We start from the raw sequence: 12,334 nt of genomic DNA on the forward strand, positions 1-12,334 counted from the left end.
CGGACACACCTCGTCGAGGTGCTCGCCCGACGCGCCGGCCAGCACCTCGGCGTCGGTCTGCTCACCTTGCCCGAACGACTGCACGGGCTTGCGGACCCCGACCCGCCGGCCGTCTCGGCGCAGCCGCTCGATCAGGCGCGCCGTCACCCAGGTCTTGCCCACCTCGGTCCCCGTCCCGAGCACGAGCACGAGCCGGTCAGGTCGGGGCAACGCCGAGCAGTCCCAGCTCGCGCAGGGCGTCGAGCAGCACCTCCACCTGGCGGGTGGTGTGGGCGGCAGACATCGTCACCCGCAGGCGCGAGGAGCCGGCGGGCACGGTGGGCGGTCGGATGGCGGGTACCAGCAGCCCCCGCACGAGCAGGGCGCGGGCGGCCTCCTCGGCGTCTGCCTCCTCGCCGAGGATGACCGGCACGATCGGTGAGGGGTGGCCCGGTCGGATCGCCTGCACGTGGGCGTCGAGGCGACGACGCAGCTCGTCGCCCTCCGGTGAGCGCACCACGCCGAGAGCCGCCAGCGCGGCGGCGGCGTCGGCCGGGCTCGGGGCGGTGGTGAAGATGAACGGTCGGGCCCGGTTGACCAGCAGCTCGATCCACCGACGCGAACCGGCCACGAATCCCCCGAGCGAGCCCAGCGTCTTGGACAGCGTTCCCACCCGGAGCAGCTCGACCTCCTCGTCGAGCCCCCTGGTGTCGGGTCCGAGGACGGCGTGGGCCTCGTCCAGGACGAGGAGCGCCTGGCGTCGGGCGCAGAGACGAGCGAGGCCCTCGAGGTCCGCCGTGTCGCCGTCCATGGAAAAGACCGAGTCGGACACCACGACGACCCGGCCCTCGATCGCAGACATGAGGGCGGCCAGGTGGTCGAGGTCCCCGTGGCCGAAGACGCGCGCGTCCGCCCGCGCCAGTCGGCAGCCGTCGACGATGGAAGCGTGGTTGAGGCTGTCCGAGCAGATCGTGACCCCCTGGCCACCGAGGGTGGTCAGCAGGCCGAGGTTGGCGGCGTACCCGGTTGGGAAAGCGAGCGCCGCCTCGGTCCATTTCCACTCGGCGAGGGCGGACTCGAGGTCGCGGTGGATGGGGCGAGAGCCCACGACAAGCCGGGAGGCTCCCGTCCCCGCGCCCCAGCGATCGAGGGCGTCGTGGGCGGCGGCGACAACCGTCGGGTGGTTGGCCAGCCCGAGATAGTCGTTGGAGGCGAAGGACACGACCGGACGCCCCTCGTCGACCAGGCGCCCGCAGGGGCCCGCCGCATCGAGGGTTCGCGGCTGTCGCCACTGCCCGGCACCGCCGATCTCGGCGAGGGCGCCGTCACGCCACTGCAGCCAGGTCACCCTTTCGTGCAGACTTCCTCGACGGCGGCGGTCACGGTCGCAACGATGCGCTCGATCTCGTCTGCGGTGACGGTGAGCGGGGGCATGATCACGACCACGTCACCGAGAGGCCGGATGAGGACGGCCCGGCGGACGCAGGCCGCCGATACCAATCGACCCCATCGCAGCCCTGCGGTCGGGGGGTTGAGCTCCACGCCGCCCATGAGACCGCGCAGGCGGATCTCGGCGACGGCGGCGTGACGACCGAGGGCAGCTTCGAGAGCGGCGGACAGCTGCGCCGACCGGCTGCGCACGTTGGCGAGGACGTCCGCCTCCATGAGCAGCTGGAGATGGCGGTGGGCCACGGCGGCCGCCAGCGCGTTCCCGCTGTAGGAGTGGCCGTGGTAGAAGGTGCGGGCGGAGAGGTCGGGCCCGAGGAACGCCTCGTAGACACGATCGTTGGCCACGGTGGCCGCCATCGGCAGGTAGCCACCGGTGATCCCCTTCCCCAGGCAGAGCAGATCGGGTGAGATCCCGCACTGCTCGCTGGCGAACAGCGACCCTGTGCGACCGAACCCGGTCGCCACCTCGTCACAGATAAGGAGCACGTCGTTCGCCGCGCAGGTCTCGCCCAGGCGGGCGAACGAGGCGGGCGGGGCGACGAGCATGCCCGCCGCCCCCTGCACCAGGGGCTCCACGACGACGGCGGCCAGGTTGTCCCGGTGCTCGCGCACCATCCGGCACGCAGCGTCGAGGGACGGGTCCTCGGCGAAGGACGGCGCTCGCAGCACGGGGAACCGCAGCGGATCGAACACCTCGGTGCCGAACCCGCCCCCGCCGAGCGACAACGATCCGACCGTGTCGCCGTGGTACGCCTCGCCGAACGCCAGATACCCCGTCCTCGGTCGTCCCTCGTTGGCCCAGAACTGAAATGCGATCTTGAGCGCCTGCTCCACGGCGCTGGCGCCATCGGACGCGAACAGGAAGTGCGGGCGCCTGACCGGAACGAGGGGAGCGAGGGCCTCGGCCAGCTCGATGACCACCTGGTTGCCGTTTCCGAGCATGGTCGAGTGGGCGACACGCCCGAGCTGATCGACCACCGCCTGGTCGAGCTCCGGGACGCCGTGGCCGAGGGTCGTCACCCACAGCGACGACACCGCGTCAAGGTAACGGCGCCCGTCGGCGTCGATCAGCTCGCGGCCCTCGGCGCGATCGACGATCACCGGCTCGTTGTCGGCGTAGGAGGACATCTGGGTGAAGCCGTGCCAGATGACCTCGGCGTCCCGCTTGATCCAGGCCTCGGCTGAGTCCATGCCGGGGCACGCTAGTGTCCGTGGCCCGTATGCCTCGTCTGACCCTCACGTTCGACAACGGGCCTCACCCGGAGACGACAGAAGGGGTCCTCCGGGTGCTCGACGAGCGGCAGTTGCGGGCCACCTTCTTCGTCGTGGGTGACGAGCTGGCCCGGTCCGGCGGCCGAGCCACCGCCGAAAGGGCCCGGGCGGCGGGCCACTGGATCGGCAACCATTCGATGACCCACCAGGTGCCGCTCGGTGACGGCGGCGACGACGGCGACCAGGCCGAGGAGGAGATCGGCGCCGCCCAGGAGCTCCTGGGCGATCTGGCCCACCCTGACCGGCTGTTCCGGCCGTTCGGCGGGGGTGGCCATCTCGGGCCCCACCTGCTCAGCCCGGCCGCCCTGGCCTACCTGGTGAAGCACCGCTACAGCGTCGTGCTTTGGAACAGCGTGCCCCGCGACTGGGAGGACCCGACCGGGTGGGTCGAACGGGCCCGCCAGGACGTCGCCAACCAGGAGTGGACGGTGCTCGTCCTCCACGACCTCCCGACCGGGGCCATGGACCACCTGGCCGCGTTCATCGACGGGGAGCTGGCCGCCGGCGTCGAGATCGTCCAGGAGCTGCCCGAAGGATGCGTGCCGATCCGGCGGGGCGTGACCCGGGGGCCCGTCGAGCATCTCGTCGCATCAGGCGTGGCTCCGGACGGCTAGGACGGCGGCTCGAGGCGATCGACCAGCCCGGGAGTCAGCTCGTCCAGCGAGTCGATCTGACCAGCAGCGAGGGCGAGCACGTCGGGATCGGGCGGGAACTCCCGGTTCGGTATGGCAACCACGACCATCCCGGCGCTCGCCGCCGCCCGGACGCCGTTGGCCGAGTCCTCGATCGCCGCGCAGCTGGCCGGGGGGACGCCGAGGGCGGCCGCCACGGCCAGGTAGACGTCGGGGGCCGGCTTTCCCCTGGCGACCTCTTCCGACGACACCGTCGCCGCGAAGCAGCCCGCCAGGCCCGATGCGGCGAGCGCGGCGTCGATGACCGGCCGGTTGGAGGACGACGCCACGCCGAGCGGCCACCGCGACGCCAGTCGTCGAACGGCGCCCTCGGCTCCGGGGAGCAGCGGGAGCTGCTCGCGGTAGATGGCCAGCACCCGCCCGACCACGTCGTCGACGATCGCCGCTGGCTCGAGCTGGACGCCGAGCTCGTCGTGGAGGTAGGCCGCCCACTCGGGTGAGCTCATGCCCATCATCGCCCGCTCGATGCCCGATGGCCACTGCCCACCGTGGGCGAGCGCGACCGCGCGACGGGCATCGGCCCACGTGCGCTCGGAGTCGAGGAGCACGCCGTCAAGGTCGAAGGCCACGGCGCCGGTCACGCGTCGTCGGCGCTCGTGAGCGGCTCGGGCCGGGGGTAGAGGTGATCCTCCTGAACGAGCGACCCGTCAGGTGAGCGATGCGGCGGCCGGCGGGGCGGCACGGCGGCCCCCGGGAGGTGCTTACGCCCACCGGACCAGGGCGCAGGAGGAGCGACGACGCGGTCGGCCAACCGGTAGGCGAGGCTCTCGTAGTTGACCCGCCAGCCCCGGAAGTGCGGCCACGCCTCCTCGGCCCCGCGCTCGATCGGAAAGCTCTTCGCCACGAGGAGCTCGACGGCGTCCGAGAACTCCTCGAAGGTGAGGTCGAGGGGCGCGTCAGGGAGAGGATCGAGATCGAACTTCCAGTGGAGCGAGCTGGCGATCCGCCGGAACGCGCTGAACCCCATACGGAGGCACAGCCGGGCCTGGGACGGCGCCGAGGTCGGGCACAGGGCGAGGTGCATGGCGGCCGCGTCCAGGACGGCCAGCAGGGAGAGGACCCAGGAATACCAGGCCTGCGGCGAGCGAAAGAGCAGGAGGACGGGATAGGTCGTATGGCTCTCGCTGACTTCCGCTGCCCACTGCTCCCAGTCGTCGTAGAGTTCGGGCAGGGCGTCGATGATGCCCACCAGCTGATGTCGTATGAGGACCTCAGGACCCCATGCCGGAGTCCCCGCCCGGCTCTCCATCAGGGCGACCAGGGCCTCGCGGCGGTTGAAGGCGCTGTAGATGGCGGGCAGGTAGGCGATCTGCAGCGCGATGGTGATGGCTGCGGTGCCGGCGACGAGTCCGATCAGCGTGTCGTTGGTCGGACCGGCCACGTGGGCGGTCCCGATCGAGAAGAGCGAGAGCCCCGCTTCGCGAAGCCCGAGCGTCAGGCTCCCTGTCCAGTGCCACAGCATGAAGCCGTACCCGATGACGAACAGCCCGAGGAAGGTCAGCAGTTGAGCGAGAAGGGCGACTGGCCCGGTCGGGGCGAGGATGCCGTCCTTCGTCTCGTAGCGGCTCGTCAGTCGGGACAGCGAGACGAAGCCGAGCCGTACCGTTCGGTTGACGGCGAGCGACAGCGTTTGGCCCGCGGAGCGGGGGAGCACGAGGGCGATGACCGCGCTCGCGGCTGTCGCTGCCACGATGAGGATGCCGACGGCGAAGCCGATCCACTGCAGGATCAAGATCGGCTCGATGCGCTCATTAGCTCGCCCTCCGCGTGGTCCGGACCTCGGTCGGAGACTCACCGGACCACGTAGTCTGACCGATCCCGCCCGGCCGCGCCGCGGTTGGGGCGGTTCTGGGACCAGGGTCCCGGAGGTGGGAGGTGCGAGATGAAAGCGCTGGTGGCGGTCCCAGAGGCGCCCGGTGGAATCGAGCTGCGGGAGGTGGCGCCGCCGGAGCTGGCCCCCGGACACGTCCTCGTTCGGGTGAAGGCGGTGTCGCTCAACCGGGGCGAGGTTCGGGCCCTGGCGACCGCCGCCGAAGGATGGCGTCCCGGGTGGGATCTCGCCGGAGTCGTGGAACGATCCGGCGGTGAGCCGACGGCGCCGCGAGAGGGAGCCCGCGTGGTGGGCGTCGTGGGCGGCGGCGCCTGGGCCGAGCTGGTCGCCGTTCCTCTCCACCAGGTCGCCACCATCCCCGACGAGGTGACCGACGCGGCCGCCTCCACACTCCCCATTGCCGGGCTGACCGCCTGCTGGACGCTGCGCATCGGCGGCGCCAGTCCCGAGTACCCGGTCCTCGTGACCGGGGCGGCGGGCGGGGTCGGGCGTTTCGCCGTCCAGCTGGCGGCCCACGGGGGGGCGGACGTGACGGCGGTGGTGGGAGCTCCGCAGCGTGGACAGGGACTGCGCGAGCTCGGTGCCGGGTCTGTCTCGGTGGGGATGCCGGCGTCGGGGGAGTACCACACCATCCTCGAGTCAGTCGGAGGGCGGTCCCTAGCGTCCGCTCTGGGCCTGGTCGGGCCGCGCGGTGTCGTGGTCAGCTATGGCAACTCGTCGGGCGAGGCGACCACGTTCGACGTCAGCGCCTTCTATCGGCGTTCGGCGCAGCTCCTGGGCTTCTCCATCTTCGCCGAGCTCGAGCGGTCGGGCGACGTCACCGCCGACCTCATGCTGCTCGCCGAGATGCTGGCCGACGGTCACCTCGAGGCCGAGATATCGCTCGAGGATGACTGGCGGGAGGCGCCCGCCGCCTTCACGGCGCTGATGGATCGTCGAGTACCCGGAAAGGCAGTGCTCCACGTCAGCTGACCGCTGGTGTTGCGCGCCCTCTCGCGACGAGAATGGATCGCTCGGCCGTCAATGAGCGAACCTGTCGTGACCAGGGCGGATTTGTGCCGTCTGATCGCTGCAGGGTCGCCGAGATCGGCTGCGAGGAGCCGAACTTGTCACGATGAGCGCGATCAGCGGGATCTGGTCGATCGGTGCGGCTATGGTGACCGGCTCGGGAGGGCTCGGGCGCCCAGGAGGCCGGCCCCGGACGGAGCGGGGCGGCCCCGGAGGCCGGCCCCGGACGGAGCGGGGCGGCCCGGGAGGCCGGCCCCGGACGGAGCGGAAGGGAGCGACGATGGCGAGCGAGGGTCTTCACGAGCCCGAGGAGAAGCTCCGACCGGACACGATCGAGCGACATCGGGCGAACGTGTCGCTCAAGGAAGAGCTGGAGGCCATCGACTGGTATGACCAGCGGGCGGACGCCAGCGGCGACGAAGACCTGCGAGAGGTGCTCCGTCACAATCGCGACGACGAGAAGGAGCACGCGGCGATGAACCTCGAGTGGCTTCGGCGTCACGATCCCGAGCTCGATCAGCAACTGCGGCTCTACCTGTTCACCGACGGCTCCATCACCGAGAGCCCGGTCGCCGGTGCGCCGAGCGAGGCGGATCCGGGCGGCCGGGGCGGCGCCTCGACCGCGGGTTCGTCGCTCGGGCTTGGCGGCCTCCGAGACAAGGACGGCCTTTGATGGACCACCTCCGCCGGCAGCAGGCTCCCATCACGGACGGCGGGTGGGGCGCAATCGACGCCGAGGCGACGCGGACGCTCCGCCACTTCCTCGCCGCTCGGCCCCTGGTCGACTTCCAGGGCCCGATGGGGTGGGACCACTCGGCGAGCAACCTGGGCCGCACCGAGCCCGTGGCCTCGGCCGCGGAGGGCGTCGAGCTCCGGCGTCGTCTGGTCCAGCCCCTCCTCGAGCTGCGGACGCCGTTCACCCTGTCGAGAGACGAGCTCGACGCCGTCGATCGGGGCGCGAACGATCCCGATCTCTCCAACCTCATCGAGGCCGGTCGGCGTGCCGCCGCGGCCGAGGACCGAGCCGTCTTCCACGGCCACCGCGAAGGGGGAATCGTGGGCATGACGGAGGCCAGCCCCCATTCCCCGCTCCCGATCGACGACAACTACAACGTGTACCCGCGCACCGTCGCCAAGGCGGTCGCGACCCTTCGCACGGTCGGGGTCGGCGGCCCGTACGGCATCGCCCTCGGACCTCGTTGCTACACCGGGGTCATCGAGACGACCGAGCACGGCGGCTACCCCGTGCTCGAGCACATCCGTCTCATCCTCGGGGGGCCGATCATGTGGGCGCCCGCCGTGGACGGCGCCGTCGTGGTCAGCCTGCGGGGCGGCGACTACGTGCTCGCGTGCGGTCAGGATCTCGCCGTCGGCTACCTCGACCACACCGAGTCGGCGGTGCACCTGTACTTCGAGGAGAGCCTGAGCTTCGCTGTGAACGAGCCTGCGGCCGCCGTCGCCCTGCAGTACCCGAGCTGAGCGCCCTGGGCGACCACTGTCCAGAGGCCCGCCGGGGCGCTGGCGACTCGCCTTGACCAGGGCTGGTCGCCGAACGTTCAGCGAGGAATCGCCATGCCGTCACACCGTGGCAACGGCCCTGTTACCTGAAGGTGTCACAGTCCTTCGGGACTTTTGCGTTCGCTGCAGGGTCACCAGGGAGAGACATGCACTCCAGGTCGGCTCACGCTCCATCCGTCCTCCCGGCGGGCACGTCCATCGAGGTGCGCTGTCACCTCAATTGCCCCTGGTCGCCCGGCTTCGAGATCGAGGAGGCGGTCCTCGTCGACGACGAGGTCGGCTACCGGATCCGGCGGGCCGCCTCCAGTCGGGCCCTACCGGCGGTGTTCGGCCCTGACTACATCCGTCGGCTCGGCCGACGCAGCTCGGATTTGGTCGTGTCGGGACGGCGAGAGTTGGAGCGGTCTTCAGCTTGAGTTAACCCAGGATCCATCTTGGCGTCACCGGTCCGATCTATGTTGCTGTTTCGTGCCTCACAACCCGATCGCTCAGTCAAACCGACGCGCTCGCAACCGGATCGGTCGGCGCTCCGCCTTCGGTGCCGCCGCCTTGGCCGTGGCACTCACGGCCGCAGCCTGCGGTAGCTCCAGCACGACCTCGAGCAGCTCGACGACCACCTCGGGCAGCTCCGGCAACACGAAGGTGCAGTGCGCATCCGGGACCATCACCGGTGCCGGGTCGACCTTCGTGAACACGATTCTCCTGCAGTGGATCAAGAACTACCAGGCCGCCTGCTCTGGTGCCACGATCAACTACCAGAGCGTCGGATCGGGTGCCGGCGTGCAGCAGTTCACCGCTGGCACGGTGAACTTCGGGGCTAGTGACGTCCCGTTCGCGGCGAGCGAACAGGCCGCCGCCAACGCCAAGTATCCCCCCAGCGCCGTGCAGATCCCCTGGGCCGCCGGACCGGTTTCCATCGAGTACAACCTCCCGGGGGTGAACAACCTCAAGTTGTCGCCCACCACGCTGGGCGGCATCTTCGCCGGCAAGATCAAGACTTGGAACGATCCGGCCATCGCAGCCGACAACGCGGGAACGAACCTGCCCTCTACAGGCATCCAGGTCGTGCACCGCTCGGACGCGTCGGGCACCACGGCCGCATTCACCGGCTACCTGACGGCGGTCGCCGCTCAGACCTGGACCTTCGGTGCGGCCAAGGACGTCCCGTGGCCCGCCGGCCAGGGCGCCAAGGGATCCGACGGCGTGACCGCGGTGGTGAAGCAGACCAGCGGATCGATCGGCTACGCCGAGCTGTCCTACGCCAAGGGCGGCCAGGTCTCCACGGCGAGCGTCAAGAACGCGTCGGGACAGTTCGTCCAGCCCTCGTCGGCGGGGGCGACTGCGGCCCTGGCCAACACCACGGTCAATCCCGACGGGACGGCCAAGATCAACTACCTGGCGACTGGTGCCACCGTCTATCCGATCTCCACGCTCACGTGGGTCCTCCTTCCGATGAAGTCGCCCAGCGCTGCCGTCGGCACCCTGCTCAAGGACTTCGTCCTGTACGCCCTCGGCCCGGGTCAGCAGTCGGCCAACCAGCTCTTCTACGCGCCGCTGCCCCCCAGCGTGGCCAGCACGAGCCAGACCTTGGCGGCCGGCCTCAGCTGAGGGTTCGGTAGAGACCGGTGATCGATACCGCGCCCCCGACTTGTGCGCCAGCCCAGCGGGGGCGCGGTGGCGCGCCCCCGAGCGAGCTTCTGGCGGCGGCTGCTGACAGTAGAGGACCGACCTTGTGAGCGTGCTGGATAGTCAGGTCCCGCTCGGCGACCGATTCCGAGACACCGGAGGTGGCCGGGGGGACCAGCGGGCCCGCATCGTGGTGGCCGGCGGCGGCATCTTCGTGCTGGTGCTCATCGTCGCCATCCTCATCTTCTTGTTCGTCGAGGCCAGACCGGCCTTCACGACCGCGGGGTGGAGCTTCTTCACCACCAAGACGTGGTTTCCGGACGCCACGCCCCCCGTCTTCGGGGTCGCTGCCCTGGTCTTCGGAACCGTGATCTCGAGCCTGGTCGGGGTCGTGATCGCCACCGTCGTGGCCATCGGTGCGTCTCTGTTCATCACCGAGGTGGCCCCCCGGGCGATCGGACGGCCGCTCGGCTACGTGATCGACCTCCTGGCCGCGGTCCCGAGTGTGATCTTCGGGCTGTGGGGTCTGGTGTATGTGGTCCCGAAGCTGATCCCGGCGGAGAAATGGCTCAACAGCGTCTTCGGGTGGTTCCCGCTCTTCTCGAACCCGGGACAGCTGTACGGCCGGTCGATCTTTGCCGCCTCGGTGATCCTGGCCATCATGGTGCTACCCATCATCGCGGCCGTCTCCCGCGAGGTGTTCCGCCAGACGCCCACCGCCCACCGAGAGGCAGCCGTCGCTCTTGGAGCGACGCGGTGGGAGACGATCCGCCTGGCGGTGTTCCCGTATTCCCGGAGCGGGGTGGTCGGGGCGATCATCCTGGGGCTGGGACGCGCCCTCGGCGAGACGATCGCCGTGGCCCTGGTACTGGCGCCGAGCTTCGTCGTCAACATCCACATCCTCCAGCCCGGGAACAACACCATCGCCGCCAACATCGCCACCAAGTTCGGGGAGTCCGGGAGCCTCGGCCGCGAGGCGCTGATCGCCTCGGGCCTCGTGCTGTTCGCCATCACCCTTCTGGTCAACATGGCGGCCCGGGTGTTCGTTCGGGCGCCGTCCTTCGGCCGGGGCGGCGGGTAGATGGATACCGCCCTGTCCAAGCCCCGGCCCCGCCGGATGTGGGTGGACCGACTGGCCACCCTCGTCATGGTCGTCGGCGCGATCCTCGCTCTCATCCCGCTGGTCGGGGTCATGGTGTACACGGTGGGCAAGGGTTTGAGCGCGATCGACTGGAGCTTCCTCTCGACGACCATGCGCGGCGTCGGGCCCCTCGACACCACCGGCGGCATCTACCACGCGATCGTGGGCACGATCGAGCAGGTCCTGATCGCCAGCCTGATCGCCGTACCGCTGGGGATCCTGGCCGCGATCTACACCGTCGAGTACGGCCGCGGCCTGCTGGCGGCCGCCGTGCGGTTCTTCATCGACGTCATGACCGGCATCCCGTCGATCGTGGCCGGTTTGTTCATCTTCTCGTTCTGGGTCCTCGCCCTTCACCAGGGATTCTCGGGATTTGCCGCGGGCATGTCGTTGGCCGTGCTCATGCTGCCGGTCGTGGCCCGAGCCTCCGAGGAGATGCTCAAGCTCGTCCCCGATGAGCTTCGGGAGGCCAGCTACGCGCTCGGCGTTCCCAAGTGGCGAACGATGCTGTCGGTTGTGCTGCCGGTGGCCACGGCCGGCATCACCACCGGGGTCATGCTCGCCGTCGCCCGCGTGACCGGTGAGACGGCGCCCCTCCTTCTCACCTCCTTCGGCTTCGACTCGGTGAACTACAACCCGTTCCACGGACCGCAGTCGGCCTTGCCTCTGTTCGTGTTCCAGCAGGCGACGTCTCCCTTCCAGGTCGCCGTGAACCGCGCCTGGGGGGCAGCCCTCGTGCTCATCCTGTTCGTCGTGCTTCTCTCGGTGATCGCTCGCCTGGTGACACGGCGGAACCGGCTGACGTAGCGGGCCGTCGCTCAAGGATCGGCTGGAGCGAGAGCGTCTCAGCCGGCGAGCAGGTCGGCGACGCCCATCTCGGCCGCAGGACGGCGCAGCTTGGACAGGGCGGCCTTCTCGATTTGGCGCACCCGCTCCCGGGTGAGGCCGAGGTGGTCGCCGAGCTCGCCCAGGGTGTGGGGCGACGATCCGTCCAGCCCGAAGCGGAGCCGCAGGACCTCCTGCTCCCGCGCGTCCAGGAGGGTCATGAGCCGGGTCACCACGCCGGGAAGGAGTGAGGCGGCCAGCAGGTCCAGGGCAGAAGGAACCGAACCGTCGGCCAGCACCTCGCCCAGCTCCACCTCGCTGTCCTGATGGAGGGCCACCGACAGCAGCACGGGCGTGGCCCTGAACTCGAGCAGCCGGACCGCCCGGGCCTCGTCCAGCCCGGCCTCGGCGCCGAGCGTCGTAGCCGTGATCGGCGTCTCCGCGGATGCCTCCAAGCGGGCCCGAGCCCACTCGAGAAGGGCCAGGTCGTGTTCGACGTGGGTCGGGATCCTGAGGGGTCGTCCGGCGCTGGCCGTGGCTCGCGACATGCTGTCGCGGATCCACCAGCCCGCGTAGGTCGAGAAGCGGAAGCCCTTCCGCCAGTCGAACTTCTTCACGGCGTGGATCAGGCCCAGGTTGCCCTCCTGGATGAGGTCGAGAAGGGCGAGGCCAGGAGCGCGGCGGCGCTTTGCCATCGAGACGACCAGGCGCAGGTTCGACCGCACAAAGGCGGCCTCGGCCTCGTCACCCGCGTCCACCGCCGCCCGGAGGTCCTGTCGGCGGGCCCGGCTCCGTTCCTCGCGTTCGAGGGCGGCCGCCGCACTGGCGCCTGCCTCGATGGTCTGGGCCAGCCGCACCTCGTCGTCCTTGGTCAGCAACGGGTGACGACCGACCTCGTCGAGGTACGTGCTCACGAGATCTTCCGCTCGTCCGAACCCTCGCTCGAGGCGCTCGCTCGTCGTCGACGCTCGCACCTCACCTCCTCGTCACCCT

Annotated in this window: 15 protein-coding genes; 8 read left to right on the top strand and 7 right to left on the bottom strand. The window is 70.3% G+C overall.

Going from position 1 to position 12,334, the window contains the following annotated elements; translation table 11 throughout:
- The 3 genes from VGF64_02575 to bioA all read right to left on the bottom strand — a co-directional run.
- The coding region (locus VGF64_02575; protein ID HEY1633615.1) for an AAA family ATPase at window positions 1–210 on the bottom strand (210 nt) is incomplete at its 3' end.
- A complete protein-coding gene (locus VGF64_02580) occupies window positions 197–1,327 on the bottom strand; it encodes an 8-amino-7-oxononanoate synthase (GenBank protein ID HEY1633616.1) in 1,131 nt (376 codons plus the stop codon). The genes VGF64_02580 and VGF64_02575, both read right to left, overlap by 14 nt.
- Window positions 1,324–2,619, bottom strand: a complete 1,296-nt coding sequence (gene bioA / locus VGF64_02585) for an adenosylmethionine--8-amino-7-oxononanoate transaminase (GenBank protein ID HEY1633617.1) — start codon at window positions 2,617–2,619, stop codon at window positions 1,324–1,326. The genes VGF64_02580 and bioA overlap by 4 nt, the downstream gene beginning before the upstream one ends.
- Window positions 2,620–2,648: 29 nt before the next feature.
- Here bioA and VGF64_02590 point away from each other — a divergent pair, with 29 nt between their 5' ends.
- Window positions 2,649–3,314 carry a polysaccharide deacetylase family protein gene (locus tag VGF64_02590; GenBank protein ID HEY1633618.1) on the top strand — a complete coding sequence of 222 codons (666 nt, stop codon included), beginning with the start codon at window positions 2,649–2,651 and terminating at the stop codon, window positions 3,312–3,314.
- Here VGF64_02590 and VGF64_02595 read toward each other — a convergent pair.
- Together VGF64_02595 and VGF64_02600 are read right to left on the bottom strand one after the other, a co-directional pair.
- A complete protein-coding gene (locus VGF64_02595; protein HEY1633619.1) occupies window positions 3,311–3,973 on the bottom strand; it encodes an HAD family phosphatase in 663 nt (220 codons plus the stop codon). The genes VGF64_02590 and VGF64_02595 overlap by 4 nt on opposite strands.
- The gene (locus tag VGF64_02600) at window positions 3,970–5,124 is read right to left on the bottom strand and encodes a hypothetical protein (protein ID HEY1633620.1); all 1,155 of its coding nucleotides are present in this window, start codon (window positions 5,122–5,124) and stop codon (window positions 3,970–3,972) included. The genes VGF64_02595 and VGF64_02600 overlap by 4 nt, the downstream gene beginning before the upstream one ends.
- Window positions 5,125–5,274: 150 nt before the next feature.
- Between VGF64_02600 and VGF64_02605 the strand changes: the two genes are divergently transcribed.
- The 4 genes from VGF64_02605 (at window position 5,275) to VGF64_02620 (ending at window position 8,165) form a co-directional block, all read left to right on the top strand.
- Window positions 5,275–6,195 carry a zinc-binding dehydrogenase gene (locus tag VGF64_02605; GenBank protein ID HEY1633621.1) on the top strand — a complete coding sequence of 307 codons (921 nt, stop codon included), beginning with the start codon at window positions 5,275–5,277 and terminating at the stop codon, window positions 6,193–6,195.
- A 316-nt stretch (window positions 6,196–6,511) separates the two neighbouring features.
- Window positions 6,512–6,904 (top strand): ferritin-like domain-containing protein, encoded by a 393-nt coding sequence (locus VGF64_02610; GenBank protein HEY1633622.1) that lies wholly within the window; start codon window positions 6,512–6,514, stop codon window positions 6,902–6,904.
- Window positions 6,904–7,710: a family 1 encapsulin nanocompartment shell protein gene (locus tag VGF64_02615; GenBank protein HEY1633623.1), complete on the top strand. Its 807-nt coding sequence runs from the start codon at window positions 6,904–6,906 to the stop codon at window positions 7,708–7,710. The genes VGF64_02610 and VGF64_02615 overlap by 1 nt, the downstream gene beginning before the upstream one ends.
- 185 nt (window positions 7,711–7,895) lie before the next feature.
- Window positions 7,896–8,165, top strand: a complete 270-nt coding sequence (locus VGF64_02620; protein ID HEY1633624.1) for a hypothetical protein — start codon at window positions 7,896–7,898, stop codon at window positions 8,163–8,165.
- A gap of 72 nt (window positions 8,166–8,237) precedes the next feature.
- On the opposite strand, the gene VGF64_02625 is transcribed toward VGF64_02620, so the two are convergent.
- Window positions 8,238–8,444 (bottom strand): hypothetical protein, encoded by a 207-nt coding sequence (locus VGF64_02625; GenBank protein HEY1633625.1) that lies wholly within the window; start codon window positions 8,442–8,444, stop codon window positions 8,238–8,240.
- Here VGF64_02625 and pstS point away from each other — a divergent pair.
- From pstS to pstA, 3 genes are all read left to right on the top strand, one after another.
- Window positions 8,437–9,357: a phosphate ABC transporter substrate-binding protein PstS gene (gene pstS / locus VGF64_02630; protein ID HEY1633626.1), complete on the top strand. Its 921-nt coding sequence runs from the start codon at window positions 8,437–8,439 to the stop codon at window positions 9,355–9,357. The two genes, VGF64_02625 and pstS, sit on opposite strands and share 8 nt — an antisense overlap.
- Window positions 9,358–9,481: 124 nt before the next feature.
- A complete protein-coding gene (gene pstC, locus VGF64_02635; protein HEY1633627.1) occupies window positions 9,482–10,456 on the top strand; it encodes a phosphate ABC transporter permease subunit PstC in 975 nt (324 codons plus the stop codon).
- Window positions 10,457–11,323 (top strand): phosphate ABC transporter permease PstA, encoded by an 867-nt coding sequence (gene pstA / locus VGF64_02640; protein ID HEY1633628.1) that lies wholly within the window; start codon window positions 10,457–10,459, stop codon window positions 11,321–11,323.
- 38 nt (window positions 11,324–11,361) lie between these two features.
- On the opposite strand, the gene VGF64_02645 is transcribed toward pstA, so the two are convergent.
- Window positions 11,362–12,315 carry a sigma-70 family RNA polymerase sigma factor gene (locus tag VGF64_02645; protein HEY1633629.1) on the bottom strand — a complete coding sequence of 318 codons (954 nt, stop codon included), beginning with the start codon at window positions 12,313–12,315 and terminating at the stop codon, window positions 11,362–11,364.
- Window positions 12,316–12,334 lie beyond the last annotated feature (19 nt).

This window comes from Acidimicrobiales bacterium (assembly GCA_036491125.1).
Taxonomy (GTDB): domain Bacteria; phylum Actinomycetota; class Acidimicrobiia; order Acidimicrobiales; family AC-9; genus AC-9.

Bases quoted from the DNA above. Each gene is read 5' to 3' on its own strand.
- VGF64_02615 (HEY1633623.1), top strand. From the start codon at position 6,904: ATGGACCACCTCCGCCGGCAGCAGGCTCCCATCACGGACGGCGGGTGG.
- bioA (HEY1633617.1), bottom strand. From the start codon at position 2,619: ATGGACTCAGCCGAGGCCTGGATCAAGCGGGACGCCGAGGTCATCTGG.
- VGF64_02605 (HEY1633621.1), top strand. From the start codon at position 5,275: ATGAAAGCGCTGGTGGCGGTCCCAGAGGCGCCCGGTGGAATCGAGCTG.
- VGF64_02620 (HEY1633624.1), top strand. From the start codon at position 7,896: ATGCACTCCAGGTCGGCTCACGCTCCATCCGTCCTCCCGGCGGGCACG.
- pstA (HEY1633628.1), top strand. From the start codon at position 10,457: ATGGATACCGCCCTGTCCAAGCCCCGGCCCCGCCGGATGTGGGTGGAC.
- VGF64_02610 (HEY1633622.1), top strand. From the start codon at position 6,512: ATGGCGAGCGAGGGTCTTCACGAGCCCGAGGAGAAGCTCCGACCGGAC.
- VGF64_02590 (HEY1633618.1), top strand. From the start codon at position 2,649: ATGCCTCGTCTGACCCTCACGTTCGACAACGGGCCTCACCCGGAGACG.